The sequence below is a fragment of the Deinococcus peraridilitoris DSM 19664 genome, assembly GCF_000317835.1.
Classification (GTDB): Bacteria; Deinococcota; Deinococci; order Deinococcales; family Deinococcaceae; genus Deinococcus_A; species Deinococcus_A peraridilitoris.
Map to the genome: position 1 here is coordinate 3,170,546 of NC_019793.1, position 17,239 is coordinate 3,187,784.

13 protein-coding genes are annotated in these 17,239 nt (G+C 65.6%); 9 read left to right on the forward strand and 4 right to left on the reverse strand.

Going from position 1 to position 17,239, the window contains the following annotated elements; all coding sequences use genetic code 11:
• Positions 1-543: 543 nt before the first annotated feature.
• Positions 544-3,498 (reverse strand): CheR family methyltransferase, encoded by a 2,955-nt coding sequence (locus DEIPE_RS15510; RefSeq protein ID WP_015236914.1) that lies wholly within the window; start codon positions 3,496-3,498, stop codon positions 544-546.
• A 199-nt stretch (positions 3,499-3,697) separates the two neighbouring features.
• Between DEIPE_RS15510 and DEIPE_RS15515 the strand changes: the two genes are divergently transcribed.
• From DEIPE_RS15515 to DEIPE_RS24120, 4 genes are all read left to right on the forward strand, one after another.
• A complete protein-coding gene (locus tag DEIPE_RS15515) occupies positions 3,698-5,023 on the forward strand; it encodes a sensor histidine kinase (RefSeq protein WP_015236915.1) in 1,326 nt (441 codons plus the stop codon).
• A gap of 136 nt (positions 5,024-5,159) precedes the next feature.
• Positions 5,160-6,218 carry a chemotaxis protein CheB gene (locus DEIPE_RS15520; protein WP_015236916.1) on the forward strand — a complete coding sequence of 353 codons (1,059 nt, stop codon included), beginning with the start codon at positions 5,160-5,162 and terminating at the stop codon, positions 6,216-6,218.
• Between the two features lie 530 nt (positions 6,219-6,748).
• Positions 6,749-7,204: a helix-turn-helix domain-containing protein gene (locus DEIPE_RS15525; protein WP_015236917.1), complete on the forward strand. Its 456-nt coding sequence runs from the start codon at positions 6,749-6,751 to the stop codon at positions 7,202-7,204.
• A gap of 56 nt (positions 7,205-7,260) precedes the next feature.
• On the forward strand, positions 7,261-7,437 hold the full coding sequence (locus DEIPE_RS24120) for a hypothetical protein (protein WP_015236918.1): 177 nt from the start codon (positions 7,261-7,263) through the stop codon (positions 7,435-7,437).
• A 174-nt stretch (positions 7,438-7,611) separates the two neighbouring features.
• On the opposite strand, the gene DEIPE_RS15530 is transcribed toward DEIPE_RS24120, so the two are convergent.
• Positions 7,612-8,097: a peroxiredoxin gene (locus tag DEIPE_RS15530; protein ID WP_015236919.1), complete on the reverse strand. Its 486-nt coding sequence runs from the start codon at positions 8,095-8,097 to the stop codon at positions 7,612-7,614.
• A gap of 199 nt (positions 8,098-8,296) precedes the next feature.
• Here DEIPE_RS15530 and DEIPE_RS15535 point away from each other — a divergent pair, with 199 nt between their 5' ends.
• The 5 genes from DEIPE_RS15535 to DEIPE_RS15555 all read left to right on the forward strand — a co-directional run bounded on the left by DEIPE_RS15535 (position 8,297) and on the right by DEIPE_RS15555 (position 15,287).
• Positions 8,297-9,523, forward strand: a complete 1,227-nt coding sequence (locus DEIPE_RS15535; protein WP_015236920.1) for a cytochrome P450 — start codon at positions 8,297-8,299, stop codon at positions 9,521-9,523.
• Between the two features lie 70 nt (positions 9,524-9,593).
• Positions 9,594-12,089, forward strand: a complete 2,496-nt coding sequence (gene hrpB / locus DEIPE_RS15540; protein WP_015236921.1) for an ATP-dependent helicase HrpB — start codon at positions 9,594-9,596, stop codon at positions 12,087-12,089.
• 163 nt (positions 12,090-12,252) lie between these two features.
• Entirely contained in the window at positions 12,253-12,540 is a 288-nt protein-coding gene (locus DEIPE_RS15545; RefSeq protein WP_015236922.1) for a hypothetical protein, read from the forward strand.
• Positions 12,541-12,666: 126 nt separating this feature from the next.
• Positions 12,667-12,978: an ATP-dependent Clp protease adapter ClpS gene (gene clpS / locus DEIPE_RS15550; protein WP_015236923.1), complete on the forward strand. Its 312-nt coding sequence runs from the start codon at positions 12,667-12,669 to the stop codon at positions 12,976-12,978.
• A 71-nt stretch (positions 12,979-13,049) separates the two neighbouring features.
• Positions 13,050-15,287, forward strand: coding sequence for an AAA family ATPase (locus DEIPE_RS15555; RefSeq protein ID WP_015236924.1), 2,238 nt, complete (start codon positions 13,050-13,052; stop codon positions 15,285-15,287).
• A gap of 124 nt (positions 15,288-15,411) precedes the next feature.
• On the opposite strand, the gene DEIPE_RS15560 is transcribed toward DEIPE_RS15555, so the two are convergent.
• Together DEIPE_RS15560 and DEIPE_RS15565 are read right to left on the reverse strand one after the other, a co-directional pair.
• Positions 15,412-15,936 (reverse strand): GNAT family N-acetyltransferase, encoded by a 525-nt coding sequence (locus DEIPE_RS15560; RefSeq protein WP_015236925.1) that lies wholly within the window; start codon positions 15,934-15,936, stop codon positions 15,412-15,414.
• Positions 15,933-16,997: an NAD(P)H-dependent flavin oxidoreductase gene (locus DEIPE_RS15565; protein ID WP_015236926.1), complete on the reverse strand. Its 1,065-nt coding sequence runs from the start codon at positions 16,995-16,997 to the stop codon at positions 15,933-15,935. Before DEIPE_RS15565 ends, DEIPE_RS15560 begins: the two co-directional genes overlap by 4 nt.
• Positions 16,998-17,239: the final 242 nt, after the last annotated feature.

A 17,239-nucleotide genomic window follows, 5' to 3' on the forward strand; every position in this document is an offset into this window, starting at 1 on the left:
CCTTGCTGCGCGCGCGTGTGTCCGGGGCTGACCTTCAGCCGAAGGCACCCACGTGCTCGCGGAGCCGCGTAGGACCGTACCCTTCATGGGCCACACAACGCTGTACGGCGTTGATGGCTCCTGGGTCCTCGTAGAGTTCGGCCGCAGAAGGTGTGTTTATGTCAGAAGGTCCTGAAGTTACTGTTACTGTGTGCGCTGAGCCGTTGTCCGGTCCGTCGGGGGCGGTTCTGAGCGAGTTGAGGCGTCGTGCGCGGGCGCTGGACAGCGCCATTCGGGAGTGCGCCGAGCGGGTCGCGTCGTCGCAGGCGCGCCTTGCGCGCTCACGGGCAACACTCGCGCTCTGCCGCACCCTGGATTAAAGCGGTGGTCAGAGGCATTGATCGGATTCTGATCAATGCTTCTGGCCGAGCGGAGCGAGTAAACCCGGCGCTGGAGCGTTTGGGAATGGAATCGATGGAGTGCTTTCCGCCATCAATGGAACGAACCAACGCTCCAGGGTGCGGTGTCGGGCAGGCGTGTGAACGGCGCTGAGCCCTGGTGGGCTCAGCGCGGATCGCCCTGCTGAAGGTCGCTCGCCGTGACGTCCCAGGAGAGGTCTTCACCCTCCAGGGCGGCGCGGTGCAGCAACTCCGTCACGTCCTCAAGGCGCAGCAGGTACAGCGCGGCGTGGTCGTCCTCACTGAAGACGGGCGTGACCTCGGTTTTCATTTTGCGCGAACCGTGCTGCGGCAGGTTGAGGTTCAGCACGTAATTCAGCAGCGGCTCTTCGGTGGCGATGACGTGCCGCAGTTCCTGGTGCAGTTCGGGAGTGTCGAGCACAAAGTTGCCCAGGTCGTACAGGCGCTGCCCGGTGGCCTGCGCGGCGTCGGTGCCGAGCAGGGCGTAGAGGGCGTCGTTGCCGCTGACCAGCTTCAGGTCATGGTCGAAGACGGCCAGCGGATCGTTCAGGGCATTCAGGGAAGCCTGCGAGACCGCGAGCGACAGCTGCAGCTGCTGTTCGAGCCCCTTGATGGTGCCGACGTTCGTGAAGGTCACCACGACCCCGTCGATGAAGTTGTCCGAAGTGCGGTACGGGCTGATGCGCATCAGGTACCAGGCGTTGTCGTGCGTCTGTACCTGCGTCTCCAGCGGAACAAGGGTGGCGAGCACCCGCTGGACGTCCTGGATGAAGTGGTCGTCGCGCAGGTTGAGGCTGATGTCGGTGATGGGCCGCCCGACGTCCGCCGCGATCAGGTTGATGACGCTCGTGATGCCGGGCGTGAAGCGCTTGACGCGCAGGTCGTTGTCGAGAAACACCGTGGCGATGCCGGCGCTGTCGAGCAGGTTGCGCATGTCGTCGTTGGCCTGCGCGAGGTCGTGAATGACCCGTTCGTGCTCGGCGTTGATGGTGATCAGTTCCTCGTTGAGCGACTGCAGTTCTTCCTTGGAGGTGACGAGTTCCTCGTTGCTGCTCTGCAGTTCTTCGTTGGTGGTCTGCAGTTCCTCGTTGGTGCTCTTGAGTTCCTCCATCGACACGGCCATCTCTTCGATGTTGGCCTGCAGGGACTCTCTGGCATGTCTGAGTTCCTGTTCGAGCGCGCGCGTGCGATCGGTGTTGGGGGCGGCGCCCGGAACGTCGGGCGGCGCGGCGTGCTCGTGAAACACGATCATCAACAGCGGCTCCACGGTGCTCAGCGGACGCACCATGAGGTCGAGTGTGAACGAAGCGCCGTCGGCGTTCAGGTACACTCCGGACAGCGTGACTTCGCGGCGTTCGGCAACGGCTTCGCGCAGCGCGGCGGGCAGTTCGTAGCGCAGACCGTCGCGCGCCATCTCCAGCACGTTCATGTTCGCCTTGCCGGGCTGCAGTTCGAGGTAACGGGCGGTGCGTCCGTTCACGAACAGGATGTCTCCGCGTTCGTTCACGACCACCGCGGGCGGCGCAAAATCGCTGAGCAGCACGTTCTGCGCCATCTGCGGCACGTCACCACGCGGGCTTGGCGCGGGCACGCTGGGTCTGCTGGGCACGCTGGCTGGGCGGCCCATCAGGTTCTGCCCGATGGGCAGCGCGCCGGGCGCGCCTTCTCCCCGGCGGTAGATGCGCCAGCGGGCGTTGAGGGTCGTGAAGCGCTGATGCTCACGGTCCGGTCCGGCGGTTTCACTGGCACCCAGGAACATCAGCCCGTGCGGCCGCAGCGCGTAGTGAAACAGCACCATCACCTGCTTTTGCAGCTCGCCGCTGAGGTAGATCAGCATGTTGCGGCACGTCAGCAGATCCAGGCGCGTGAACGGCGGATCGCCGAAGGTGTTGTGCAGCGCGAAGATCACCGAGTCACGAATTTCGCCGCACACCACGTAGCCGCCGTCTTTGGCGCTGAAGTAGCGCGCGAGGCGCTCCGGGGTGAGGTTGTACTCGATGCTTTTCGGGTACCACGCGAAGCGGGCCTTCTCGATGACTTCCCGGTCGATGTCGGTGGCGAACACCTGCACCTTGAGGGTGTGGCGGCTGCCGAGCTCATCGATCAGTTCGTGCAGCAGCATCGCGATCGAGTAGGCTTCCTCGCCGGTGGAGCAGCCCGCCACCCACACCCGGAACTGATCGACTTCCTGCTTGTTCATCAGGATGTAGCCACGCAGGTGTTCCTTGAGTTCCTCGAAGGCTTCGGGGTCCCGAAAGAAGCTGGTGACGTTGATGGTGAGGTCGCGCAGCAGCTCCTCGACTTCCCCCGGATGGTCCTGCAGCAGGCGCAGGTAACGGGCGGCGTGCGTGATGCGGTGGCCTTTCATGCGGCGGTCGATGCGGCGCACCAGGGTGCTTTTCTTGTACTGCGTGAAGTCACGCCCGGTGCGCGAACGGACCAGCAGCAGAATTTTTTGCAGGGCGGGGTCGGCCTGGCCTTCGGCGAGGCTCAGTTCGCTGCCGCCCGCCGTGTGCGTCGCGAGGGCGTACAGCCGCTGCGCGAGCTCCTCGGGAGGCAGCACCAGATCTGCCAGACCGGTCGCGGCGGCAGCGCGCGGCATGGAGGCGTACTCGGCGCTGTCGGGATCCTGCACCAGCACCAGACCGGAGTGTTCCTTGATGGCGGTGACGCCGCGCGTGCCGTCGCTGCCCGCGCCCGAGAGCACCACCGCGGCGGCGCGTTCACCCTGGTCAGCCGCGAGGCTTTCGAAAAAGGCGTCGATGGGCATGCCCTGATCGCCGTCCGGGCCGAGCAGCAGCATGCCCTGCAGGATGCCGAGTGACCGTCCGGGCGGCACGACGTACACGTGATCGGGCTGGACCTGCAGGCCATCCTCGATTTCCACGACCGGCAGGGCGGTGCAGCGCGAGAGCAGTTCGGGCATCAGGCCCTTGTGGTGCCCGTCGAGGTGCGGCACGATCACGAAAGCCAGGCCGCTGCCCGTCGGCAGGCTCAGAAAGAAGCGTTCGTAGCCGTCGAGCGCTCCGGCTGAACCGCCGATCCCCACGATAAAGGGAGCCGCGCCAGGAGGGGAGGGAATGGTGTTGTCATCGGGCATGGCTTGACCTCGGCAGGAACGACCCGACGTGACGTACACCGAGCACCAGCTGTTCCCTTTCTGCGGTCATTCTAGCGCCCCCACCGGCGCTCATCCTGCCTTGAGGCACCCTTTCGGCAACGGGCTCGGCAGACCCGCCACGCGGAGAGCGGCGGTATCGTATGGCAACCTACTGGATCACCGAAATGACTCTCTGCTTATGAACCCACTTGACTTTCCCGACGATTCGACTGCCCAGCTGCGGCGGCGCGCCGAGCTGGAACTCGACGGTCAGCTTGACGGCTCGCTTCAGGAGAACCCGAACGATCCACAGGCCCTGGTCTGGCAGCTCAAGCGTTCGCAGCAGGAACTGCTGGTGCACCAGGTGGAGCTGCGCATGCAGATGGAGCAGTTGCAGCAGACCAACCTGGAGTTGCAGCAGGCGCGCGACGAGTACCTCGATCTGTATGATTTCGCTCCGGTCAGTTACCTCACGTTCGACCGCACCGGGCAGATTCTGCAGGCGAACCTCACCGCGGCCCGCCAGTTCGCCCTGAGCCGCGAATCGCTGCTGCGCCGTCGCCTCTCCTCGCTGTTGGAGCCGCAGGATGTCAGCACCTTCGCGCTGTTCCTGCGCCGGGTTTTCGAAACAGGCGAAAAACGCACCACCGAACTGCGCTTCGTCGGCGCGCATGGAATGATCTTTCACGCGCAGGTGGAATGCAGCGTCAGTCCGGGCGAAACGTGCCGCGCCGCCATCATCGACATCAGCGCGCAACGCCGCGCGCAGGAAGAAGTGCTGCGCCTCAACACCCACCTCGAAGAGCGCGTGCAGGAACGCACCGCGCACATCCGCGAGCTGAGCGAGGAGCACGAAACCTTCGTCTACGCCGTCGCGCACGATCTGCAAGTTCCCCTGCGGCACATTCGCAGTTTCACGAACATGTTCGTCAAGCACCAGAACAGCCCGGACGAGCAGGAAGCGCGGCACGCGCAGCACATCGTGAACTCGGTGGAGCGCATGGAGCAGCTGCTGAACGCCTTGCTGCTGTTCTTCCGCACCAGCCGCCAGCGGGTGCGTTTCGTCGCGGTCGACCTCAACCGTGTCATGTTCGAGGTGCGCAAGGACCTGCAGAGCGAACTGGAAGGCCGCGACGTGGCCCTTACCAGCGACCCGCTCCCCACCGTGACGGGCGACAGCACCACCTTGCAGCTGGTGTTCAGCAACCTGCTCGCCAACGCCCTCAAGTTCACCCGTACCCGCGAGGCCGCCCGGATTCACGTGTGTGTGCGTGACACCGCGCGCGAACACGTGATCTGCGTGGAGGACAACGGCGTCGGCTTCAACATGCGCCAGAAAGAGCGCCTGTTCAGCATGTTTCAGCGGCTGCACAGCGAGCGTGACTTCGAGGGCACCGGCATGGGCCTCGCGCTCGTGCGGCGCATCGTGCTGCGTCACGGCGGGCGGGTGTGGGCCGAAGGCAAAGTCGGTCAGGGCGCGACGTTCTACTTCTCGCTGCCTAAAAGGCTGCCCGATCCCGAGTGAAATTTCTGTGGTACCCCAAAGCGATTCGCGTCGCTGAAGCAGGGCGCCCCCAAAACAGCACCCCCAAAAGGGATACCTAAAGATTCGCCCACCCTCCTCTCGCCTGACGGCAACGGAAAGCGGGCAGGCTTGAGGCATGCAGACAGAGCGCCTCGTGGTGATCGGTGGGTCCGCCGGAGCGCTCGACGCGCTGCGCGCCATCGTTCGTGACCTGCCCCGCGATTTTCCCGCAGCGGTGCTGGTCGTGGTGCACATTTCGCCTGACTTTCCCAGCCGACTGGCCCAAATCCTGAACGACAGCGGACCGCTCGAAGCGTGCCATGCACGGGACGGCGACCCGCTGCGCGCGGGCGTGATCCACGTGGCGCCGCCCGATCATCACCTGCTGGTGCAGCGCGGACACCTGCGCCTCACCCGCAGCCCCAAGGAAAACCGCGCGCGGCCCAGCATCGACGTGCTGTTCCGCTCGGCAGCGTACACGCACGGCGCGGGTGTGATGGGCGTGCTGCTGAGCGGCATGCTCGACGACGGCACCTCGGGCCTGTGGACCATCAAGCAGCTCGGCGGGCAGGTGATCGTGCAGCATCCCGAAGAAGCCCCGCAACCCTCGATGCCGCTCAGCGCCCTGCGGCAGGTGGAAGTCGACGAGGTGCTCGGCGCAGGGCAAATCGGCCCCCACCTGAGCGAATGGGCCTTCGCGGCGGGCCCTCTGGAGGAACACGTGACGCTGGATGACGAACAGAGACGACGCCTTGAGGTCGAGCTCGGCGTGGCCACCGAAGACAACGCCTTCGAGCTGGGCGTGCTGCAGCTCGGGCCGCTCTCGCCATTTACCTGCCCGGAGTGCCACGGTGTGATGGTGCAGATCAAGGAAGGAAACTCCAGCCGTTTCCGCTGTCACACCGGACACGCCTTCTCGCCTTCCTCGCTGCTCGCCGAGGTGCGCGACAGCGTCGAAGCGTCCCTGTGGAGTGCCGCGCGCGCCCTCGACGAGAACGTCATGCTGCTCGAACACCTCGCCCGGCACTTCGGTGAAGCGGGCGAGGAAGGACCCCGAGAAGCCTTCACGCACGAAGCGCTGCACGCGCGCGAGCAGGCCCGCCTGGTGCGGCAGTCGGCGCTGCACGCCAAAGACCAGAGCGACGGCCGCCTGTTGCAGTTCGCTCTTGAGAGCGAACAGGGACAGGCCCGCTAGGACCGACTCTACAGGTGCGCGCCGTCCGATCAGGCGGGTTCGTGCAGCTGCACGCTGGACAGCGTCGGCTGCGGAATGCGAATGCGCGGCGCTCAGGTGCTGGTGCCGCTCCAGCTGTGGCTGCCGTCCTGAACACTGACGCGCCGGTTTACCTGAATACTGGCGTGGTCGACGGCGTGATCTGCATGGTCAGCCGGTTTCCGAAACGCGCGATTAGAAAGGCGCCGAGGCGCGTACCGCCGTCGAAGATGACGTTACACGGAACGACACGGAACGCGCCACGGTCCTGAACGGGCGCGCCGGGCAGCGTTTCGGGCGCTGGAAGCCCCCGGCTGGCTGCTGACGTGGCAGTGTTGCCACGCTGCCGACAATGCCAACATTCGCTCGTTGCAGGGTGCCTTCGGGAGAGTTTCATCTCATAAATTAACTTATAAACTCATCTCTATATCATAAGAATCTCACGTCTGGCACGGAAGTTTAATGATTTCTTTGTCAGAATTTTGCAAGAGCTGCTTTTGTAACCTGTGCGCATGACACACAAGAGCAGCTCGCTGGACGGTATCCCGAATGCGCTCGAATTCTACCTGCTGAGCCGCGCCTGCGCGGACGGTACCCCCGAAGAGGGCATGATCGGTGAACTGCTGGAGCACGAGGCCCAGTTCGCCCTGATGGCCATGCTCAAGGCCGGACGCCTGAAGCTGGTCAACGGTGGATACGCGCTGACGTATGCCGGCGAGGACCGCCTGGACGAACTGTTCGAGCAGGCCGACGTCGTCGAAGAAGATCTGCCGTCGCGCGTCCTGCGCCTCATGGCGACCCTGGCGGACCTCGACGTACACCAGATTTCGCGGGCCCTGGGAGTCAAGCTGGGCAGCGCGACCCGCTCGACTTCGTACCTGCTGCAAGAGGGTCTGCTCTCCCGTCGCCCCAAGCCCAGCGGTGGCCACCGTGGCCGCACGGCGTACGTGTACGTTCGCGCTGCCTGACCCCCGCTACGCCTGACCAAGCCGGTCCCGGCTCCTTCGAGTTCAGGAGGCAACGCATGAAGCGCAACATGAAGGACATCACCACGCCCGAATTGCCCGTCGTTCCTGCTTTGCCCGACCACGAAGAAAACGAAGCGCGCCGCCGCGCCCTCAACAGCTATTGGCACGAGCGCCTCGCACGAGAGGACTCGCCAAGCGAGGTTCGCCCGGCCCGCTCACCCCTGACCGCGTAGTACCCGTCCATTGTCCCAAAATCCGGCTGATTCTTGTGTCTGAAAGCCCGCGCATTGGCGCGGGCTTTCTCTGGCCTGTTTCTCTGGCCTGTTTCTCTGGCCTGTTTCTCTGGTCTGTTTCTCTGGTCTGGGCGGCCTGCCAGTCTGCACACACGAAGGGTCCTCGGCCCCAGTTCAGCCCAGCAGGTCAGGCCGCCGGGCAGAACTGTGTGCGCGCAGATACTCGAGGACTTCCGAGGCATGTGTATTCGGGTCGACCTGTACCCAATGGTGGGCGATGACGCCCTCAGGCGAAATCAAGAATGTCTGGCGTTTGGCCCGGTGGGTGGACTCGCCATCGATGAGATCGTCCTCGCGCACGCCGAACAACTCGATCAGTTGCTGGGTGCTGTCAGTAAACAGCGGAAACTGCAAGCGGCAGATCTCACGAAACGTGACTTGTTGGGCCACCGTATCACTGCTGATTCCCAGCAGCCGAGCATGGAGGTGCTCGAATTCCGGCAGCAGGGCCTGAAAACGGCGTGCCTGGAGCTGGCAATGTGTGGTGTTCGAGCGCGGAAAGAAAAAGACCACCACCCACTGACCACGCCACTCGGAAAACCGGAGCACTTCTGCGCCGCTCACTGCGTCCGGGACGCAAGCACCAACTTGTAGGGCCATGTCTCAGACTGTACTGCACGCTGGAGAGACACAGCCGGGGTGGCAAACAGCGCCACGCCCATTCGCCTTGCCGGAAACCGCACGCAGTGCATGAAGGCCGGGCGCTGAAGTGGACCGGCGGCCTTCTCACCGGTTTACACGAGACTATAAGCGAGTCTCGTCCGTTGCGCACTCATTCTCTCCGACTGCAGGAGGACCGATGACCACCACGACCCAAAACCCGTGCCCGTTTCCCTTCCGTCCCGCCGAAGCTGCGCGGCCAGGCGAGCAAAAGACCAACCAAGGCGCACCTCACGTGGGCCCTGCAATCGTGCGGGATCCCAGCGGCGTCTTTCACGTGCATGGCTTCGACGCGGCCCGCGCGGTACTGCGCAGCGAACTGGTCAGGCAGGCCGGATTCGGTGCGGAGCTCGTGAGCGAGGTCGCGGTGCTGAACAACGACCCGGTGCTGTTTGCCGAGGGCGAGCAGCACCACGAGATGCGCCGCCAGACCGCCCGCTATTTCACGCCCACTGCCGTGACGTCGTACCGGCGCATGATGGAAGGGCTGGCCGACGATTTGGTCGGTGAGCTGGTGACACGCGGGCACGCCCGGCTGGACGAGCTCAGCCTGCGCCTGGCAGTGCGGGTCGCGGCGCAGGTGGTCGGCCTGACCGACAGCCGGCTTCCCGGCATGGGACGGCGGATAGAGGCCTTTGTCCAGGGTGGCGCGAGTGCCCAGGCAGGCGGCGCCTTTTCGCGCCGTCTGGCGGGCCTGCGCAATCGGGCGCAACTGCTGAGCTTTTATCTGCTCGACGTGAAGCCTGCCATCCGCAAACGACAGCGTCGGGCCCAGGATGACGTCATTTCGCACGTGATCAGCAAGGGTTACACCGACCTGGAGGTGCTGACCGAGTGTCTCACGTACGGCACGGCAGGTATGGTGACCACCCGCGAGTTCATCTGCGCTGCGGCCTGGCACCTGCTGGAACATTCGGATTTACGACGCGAGTACCTGTTCGCCTCCCAAAGTGAACGGCACGCCATCCTGCACGAAATTCTGCGGCTGGAACCGGTGGTGGCCCGGCTCGTCCGGCGTGCGACGGCGGACTTGTCGGTTGGTGAGACCCACATTCCCCAACATAGCCTGATCGTCCTGCATCTCCAGGATGTCAACGCCGACGCGGACACCGTCGGCCCGTTGCCGCGCTCGCTGTGCCCCCATCGTCCGCTGCCGCGTGGGGTCCAGGCGCCCGTGATGAGCTTCGGTGACGGTCATCACCGCTGCCCGGGCGCCTTCGTGGCCATTCAGGAAAGCGACGTTTTTCTGCGGCGCCTGTTGTGGCTGCCCGATCTGAAGGTAGTCTCACCCCCGCGCTTGGGGTACAACGAGCTGATTCACGGCTACGAGCTGCGGGGCTTCCAGCTGTCGGTGGGAGCTGGCTGAGCCGTTGGGGCGATCCGGATTTGTTCGCGCTCCTCGGCCCTTGCACGCCGGCTTGCTCTAGCATGACGGCGTGAATCTCCCGGTGCGTGACGCGCTTCCCGAGCTGAAACGAACCTTGCAAAACAGCGAAATCGTCCTCTTCCAGGCGCCGCCCGGCGCGGGCAAGAGCACGCTGCTGCCGCTGGAACTGCTGGGTGAGGACTGGCTGGCAGGGCAAAAAATCATCATGCTGCAGCCGCGCCGCCTGGCGGCCCGTGGAGTCGCGGTGCGCATGGCCGAAATGCTGGGAGAGGCGGTTGGGGAGAGCGTCGGTTACCGGGTTCGCTTCGAATCGCGCGTGAGCGCCCGGACCCGCATCGAAGTCGTCACCGAGGGCATTCTGACACGTTTCCTGCAGCGGGACCCGTCACTGCCCGGCGTCGGTCTGGTGATCTTCGACGAGTTCCACGAGCGTTCCCTGAACGCCGATCTCGCCTACGTCCTGACCCGCGAGGTGCAGGGCGCCCTGCGTGATGACCTGAAAGTGCTGATCATGTCCGCCACCCTGAATGAGGACCTGCCGCGCGCGCTCAAACTGAACGCCCCGGTCCTGAGCGCGCCCGGTCGGCCTTTTCCCGTGGAGGTGAGGTACGCCCCGAATGATCCGGGTGGGCCGCTGGCTGACCTGGTGACGCAGGCCGTCACGCAAGCGTTGCAGGACCTGGAAGGTGACGTACTGGCCTTCCTACCGGGAAGCGGTGAAATTCGCCGCGCGCAGGCAGCGCTGCAGGAGCGCCATCCCGAAGTGCCCATATTGCCGCTGTACGGCGACTTGCCCCCGGCCGAGCAGCGCCGCGCGATTTTGCCCGATCCGCAGGGCGCGCGACGGGTGGTGCTGGCCACCTCGATCGCTGAGACGAGCCTGACCCTGGAGGGGGTGCGGGTGGTGGTGGACTCGGGATTTTCGCGCGTGTCACGCTTTGACGCCGCAAGTGGCCTGACACGCCTCGTGACCGAGCGGGTCACCCGCGACGCCGCCGATCAGCGTGCGGGCCGTGCGGGCCGCACCGCGCCCGGAGTGTGCCTGCGGTTGTGGAGCGAGCGCACCCACGCCCTGCTGGCAGCGCAGCGCAAGCCCGAGATTCTCGAAGCCGACCTCGCGCCCACTGTGCTGGAACTGGCCCGTTGGGGCGTGCGTGACGCGGCGAGCCTGCCCTGGCCGGACGCTCCCCCCGAGCGACACCTGCAGGCCGCGCGCGCCCTGCTGTCACAACTCGACGCACTCGACGAGGACGGCCGCCTGACCGGACGGGGCGGGGAACTGCTCGACATTCCCACCCACCCGCGCCTCGCGCACCTGCTGCTGGAAGGCTGCCAAAGCGGCAACACCGCTCTTGCGTGCGACGTGGCCGCGCTGCTCGAAGAGCGCGATCCGCTGGGACGTGAAGCGGGAGCGGATCTGGCGACTCGCGTGGAGGCCCTGCGCGCTTTCCGGGCAGGCGTGAGGCGCGTGGGCGCAGACCGGGGCGTGCTTGAGCGAATCGAGCGGCTCTCGGCACAGTGGAGACGGTTGCTGCGCCTCACTGGCGTGAACGATGAAGTGGGACCCCATGAATTGGGCGCGCTGGTGGCGTCCGCGTATCCCGAACGCGTGGCGCAGCGGCGCCCCGGTGAGCGCCTGCGCTACCGTCTGTCCAGCGGGCAAGGCGTCCGGTTGAGCGCCGATGACGACCTCGCGGGGGCGGAGTACCTGGCGGTCGCTCATCTGGCGCCCGGTGATGCCCAAAGCGCGGGGGAGGGCCGGATCTTCCTGGCGGCCGAGCTGGCGGCCGGTGTTCTGGAAGCGCGCGCGCGTGCCGTGGACGAGGTGCGCTGGGATTCGCGCTCGGGCACCCTGGTCGCCCGTCGCACTCGGCGTGTGGGGGAACTGGTGCTGGACGCCGAGGCCCTGAACGTCATTCCCGAAGCACCTCGCCAGGAGGCGCTGCTGGAAGCGCTGCGCCGGGAAGGCGCGGCGCTGCTCTCCTTTACCCCCGAGGTCCGCTCCTGGCAGGCACGCGTGCTCAGCCTGCGCGTCTGGCGCCCGAACGAAAATTGGCCTGACGTGAGTGACGAGGCGCTCCTCGAGAGCGCGGATGTGTGGCTGCTCCCGTTTCTGGGCAGTGTGCGCAAGCGAGAAGACTTCGCCCGAATCGATCTGAAAGCGCTGCTCGGGGCGCTGCTGCCCTGGCCTGAAAGCGCCCGGCTCGACGAACTGGCGCCTGCCCGGCTGACCGTGCCAAGCGGGAGCGCCATCCGCCTGCAGTACGCTCCCTCCGGGGCCTCGCCCGTGCTGGCCGTCAAGCTGCAGGAGCTGTTCGGGCTGGCCGAGACGCCCACCGTGAATGACGGGCGCACGGCGGTGGTGCTGCACCTGCTGTCACCTGCCGGACGGCCCGTGCAGGTCACCCAGGATCTGCGCAGCTTCTGGGCACGTGGGTACCTTGAAGTCAAAAAGGAACTCAAGGGACGCTATCCCAAACACCCCTGGCCGGACGACCCCTGGAGTGCCGAACCGACCCGGCGTGCCAGGCCACGCGGTCACTGAGAGGGCGCAGGCAAAAGCGAACAACCTTTGATTGCCTGAACGTCCCGGAAAGGCTGGGCACGCCCGAATCTGCACGGACCGGCCTGAGCGGAGGCGGGGTTCTGGCCGGTACGTTTAACAAAGCCTAAGCGCAGCTCATGGCGGCCGTCCCTACACTGCCCGTATGGAATTCATCGTACTGCGCGCCGGTCAGGTCATTCACGAGGAGCCCATGCTGCCGGGCGCCGTGCCCGCCCTGGTCGGGCTGCCCGCGGTCGAGGGTGTCGGCGTGAACGAGCACCTCGGTGAGAATCGCGTTGAAGGCTGGAAAATCGAACTGAATTCGCTCGAGGAGTTGCTGCGTCTTTCACTCGACGTCCAGGGACAGGTGGTCTTGCGCCGACCGAGTGATCTGCGACTGAACGGTCAGGAAGCGTTCGCGCTCGACATCACCCCTGGCATCGGTCAGTAAGCCATCCTGCTGTACGCCCGGTTGCGGGTCACCGTGTGATCTGACCGCGCAAGCGCTGGTGCCTCCCTGACCGGCACGCTAGACTGCCGCTTGTGACTGCGCCTTTGGGGCGCGCGGCGGTGAAGCGTGACGAAAAGAGACGGTGCAACCCAACTGCAGGAACGGCAGGCGCTCAAGCGACCCCCGCTCTACCGCGTGCTGCTGATCAACGACGATTACACTCCGATGGAGTTCGTGGTGTACGTCCTGACGCGTTTTTTCCGCAAAAGCGAAGCGGAGGCTCAGCGGATCATGCTGGCCGTTCACCATCAGGGTCAGGGGGTGGCGGGTGTCTACACCCGTGAAGTGGCCGAAACGAAGGTCACGCAGGTCATCGGGCTCGCGCGGAGTGAAGGTTACCCCCTGCAGGTGACCCTCGAACCGGAAAGTAACGATTAATCCGGTCTCCGTGCGGCTGAATCGTGCTCAACACCGCGAGGTAAGAGCTTTGTTTGCTCTAGCCTGAGGCAATGCTGTCCGAGAATCTGCAAAGCTCCCTCAAGCGTGCCCTTGAACTTGCCCGGGAGCACGCACATGACTTCGTGACGCTCGAGCACCTGCTGCTGGCGCTCGTCGACGATCCGGAAGCGGGCGCTGCCCTGCGGGCACTCGGTGCCGACCTGGGCCGCCTGCGAAACGAGCTGACGGCCTTTATCGCCGACTTCGAGACCGGTGACGAGGAGCCCGAGTTCACCCTCGGCACCCAGCGGGCCGTGCAACGCGCGGCGTTGCAACTGCGCGCCGCCGGAAAGACCGGGGAGAGTGCCGATGGCGCCCGCGTGCTGGCCGAGGTGCTGGACGAGGAAGATTCCTTTGCCCGGTACGTTCTGGAAGCGCAGGGCGTAACGCGGCTGAGCGTGCTGAGCTTCATTTCGCACGGCGCGTCCGGTGCGCCGCGCCGCACGAAGGGCGTGGACAACCATGAGGATGACGGTTTGTCAGGAGAGGCAGTACAGAATCCCCTCGACGCCTACTGTGAAAACCTCACGCAGGCGGCGCGGGATGGCAAGCTCGACCGCATGATCGGACGCAGCGCCGAACTGGAGCGCATGGTGCACATCCTGGCGCGGCGGGCCAAGCACAACCCCGTGCTGGTCGGCGAACCAGGCGTGGGCAAGACGGCAGTGGTCGAGGGTCTGGCCCAGCGCATTGCCCAAGACGAGGTGCCTGAGGTCCTGCAAGGCGCGCAGGTCTACGCGCTCGACATGGGCGCCCTGCTGGCCGGCACGCGTTTCCGTGGTGATTTCGAGGAGCGCATCAAGCAGGTGCTCAGTGCCCTGAGCGGTCAGAAAGCCCTGTTGTTCATCGACGAACTGCACACCATCGTGGGCGCCGGGGCCGTGCAGGGCGGCGCGATGGACGCGGCCAACCTGCTCAAACCGGCCCTGGCGCGAGGTGAGCTGCGCGTGGTCGGCGCGACCACCCCCAGCGAGGTGCGCCACCTGCAGGGAGACCGCGCACTGTGGCGCCGCTTTCAGACGGTGGATATCGCCGAGCCCAGCGAGGACGAAGCCCTGGAGATTCTGCGTGGTCTGGCACCCGTCTACGAAGCCCACCACGGCGTCAAATACCCGCAAGACGCGCTGCAGACGGCAGTCGCGCTCTCCAGCCGCTACCTGCGTGACCGGTTTCTGCCCGACAAGGCCATCGACGTGATGGACGAAGCTGGTGCGGCGCACGCCGTTCGCGCGCGTCCCGCCAAGACCGGGCGGCGCAAGAAGGCCGCGACGGTCACGGTGGCCGACATGGAAGCAACCGTGGCCCGTATGGCCCGCATTCCGGTGGGCAGCGTGAAAGGGCAGGAAGTGGCTTCGCTGGCCACCCTGGAAGACGATCTGCGCGCCGGCGTGTTCGGGCAGGAGGGCGCCGTCAAGACCCTCGCTTCCGCCGTGAAACTGGCCCGCGCCGGTCTGCGCGATCCGCAGAAACCGCAAGGCAACTTCCTGTTCGCCGGACCGACCGGGGTCGGCAAGACCGAACTCGCCCGTACCCTGGCGCGCGTGCTGGGAGTCGAGCTGATTCGTTTCGACATGAGCGAGTATCAGGAAGCCCACACTGTCGCGCGCTTGATCGGGGCGCCCCCGGGTTACGTGGGCTTCGATCAGGGAGGGCTGCTCACCGAGGCGCTCAGCAAGAATCCGCACGCCGTGATCCTGCTCGACGAAGTCGAAAAGGCGCACCCGGACATCTACAATCTGCTGCTGCAGGTGATGGACCACGGAACGCTGACCGACCACACCGGCAAACAGGTGAATTTTCGCGGCGCGATTCTGATCATGACCAGCAACGCTGGCGCGGCGGACGCCTCGCGCCCCGCGCTGGGTTTCGGGCGGACCATGCGGATCGGCGAGGAACGCGAAGCCATCGAGCGGACCTTTACACCTGAATTCCGCAACCGGCTCGACGCGGTACTGTCTTTTGCGCCGCTGTCCCGCGACGTGATGGGCCGCGTGGTAGACAAGTTCCTGCGAGAGCTGGAAGGCCAATTGCGCGAGAAGCGGGTGACGCTGACGGTCACCCCGGCGGCGCGCGTCTTGCTGGCCCAGTTGGGGTACGATCCCGCCATGGGTGCCCGACCGCTGGGACGGGTGATCGAGGAGCGCGTCAAACGTCCGCTGGCCGACGAGTTGCTCTTCGGTCAGCTGCAGCAGGGTGGAACGGTCACCGTGGACGCGCAAGGGGAGACGCTGAGCTTTCGGTATGGATGAGGCTCATGGGGTTTCACGCGAAAGGACCGTTCCGTATCGGAACGGTCCTTTCGCGTGAGGTTATTTTTGCATCCAGTCTGGGGTCCGGTCAGAGCTGAGCCACTCGCGTAGTACCCGGATAGCGCTACTTACAGCGATCCGCATCAAATTCATTTTGCAGCAATCCAAAAATCACCACGTCGCACACGCCACCCTGATACAGGGCGTGCCGGCGAAGCAGGCCCTCTTCCCGAAAGCCGAGTCGCCGCATCAGCGCCAGTGAACGCACGTTCGGACGGTGCACCTGGGCCGTCACCCGCGTGAGGCCCAGGTGGTGAAAGCCGTGGTGCAGCATCAACTGGCCTGCCTCGATGCCCAGACCCTGGGCCCACAGCCTGCGCTCGCCGATGGCGATGCCGAATTCGGCGCGTCCCACCTGCCGGTCCTGCTGCGCCAGATCCACATAGCCCACAAGCTGTCCACCGCGTTCCACGCCCAGGCGTAGAAAGTCGTCGCCCGGGTCGCTCAGGATTCGCGTCCACCATTCTTCGACCTGTGCCCGGCTGAGGTCCACGCTCCAGTCGATGGCCAGACAGAACTCCCGGTCTTCACTCCAGCGCACGATGGTGGAGAAATCGTCAGAGGTGATGGGGCGCAGGCGAACGTTCACCGAAGCTCACCCGGCACAGGCGACAGTCCCGCTTCCTGGGCGAGGGTCGACACCAGCGCGCCCGCGGGCAGGTCGCGCGCGAGGTGGGCGCCCTGGCCGGCCCACAGCGACAGAAATTCAGCGCGGCCCTGCAGGCTGGCTTCGCTGCGCATGGACCGGGTGAGGGCGTTCTGGTACGGATAAGGCAGCAAGGCTTCTTGGGGGAACTCCCGCGTCACCCTGTTGCTCAGCCCCCTTGCCAGGCGGCCGGAAAAAGCCCGGGTCAGCGTGGTGACGTGGTCCTGCGCCCGCCCCAGCGCCGCACGGTAAGGCGCCGAGGTGCCCGCCTCGGGAGTGAGCAGAAAGGCCGTTCCGAGCTGCACACCGTGTGCGCCCAGTGTCAGCACGGCGCGAATGCCCCGTCCATCCATGATGCCCCCTGACGCAATCACCGGAATGCGAACGGCGTCCACCAGTTGCGCAACGAGCGCCAGTGTGCCCACCAGTGCCTCCTCGGCGGGATGCAGAAACGTCCCTCGGTGCCCTCCGGCTTCGCTGCCCTGTGCGATCACCGCGTCGACTCCTGTCGTCTCCAGCGCTCGCGCTTCGGCCACCGTGGTCGCGGTGCCCATCACGACCGTTCCCTGGGCTTGCAGCCTCCGAACGCGCTCGGCACTCAACTGACCGAAGGTGAAACTGAATACCTCGGGCCGCGCGTTCAGGACCGCCTCCCACTGCTCTTCGAAGGGGACGGACACCCGAATCGGCAGTGTCGCCGGCGGCAGGCCCAGCTCCGCGTGAAAGGGCCAGAGGGCCGCGGCGGCCCGCTCGACCTGACCGCTGTCTGGTGGGATGGCGTTGCTTTCGATGAACAAATTGAGGCCGACCGGTCCGCCGTGCAGGGCCCGAGCCTGCTCCACCTGCCGGGTGATCTGCTCTCCTGTCAGGTACGCTGCGCCCAGAAAACCGAGCCCTCCGGCCTGGCCGACGGCAGCGGCCAGCTGTGGCGTGCTGGGTCCGCCGGCCATGGGCGCCTGGATGATCGGAAAGCGGACTTTCAGGCGCTGCCACAGGTCTGTCATACGACCGGGCCAGCGCACGACCAGGTGCCGACCATCCACCTGGACAGCATTGCCTTGTCCTGGGCAGGGTGCCGCCGTCTCGGGTACGGGGGCACCGTCTGGGCCTGCCTGCACCCTGAGCGTATTTTTTCTCGATTTTCAGGACGTTCCTTTGCCAGTTCAAAACGAACTCGCGTGATGCGGTGCTGATGTTGCTGTCTCACGGGTCCACCGTACCCTGGACGCGCAGACCAGGACGGTGG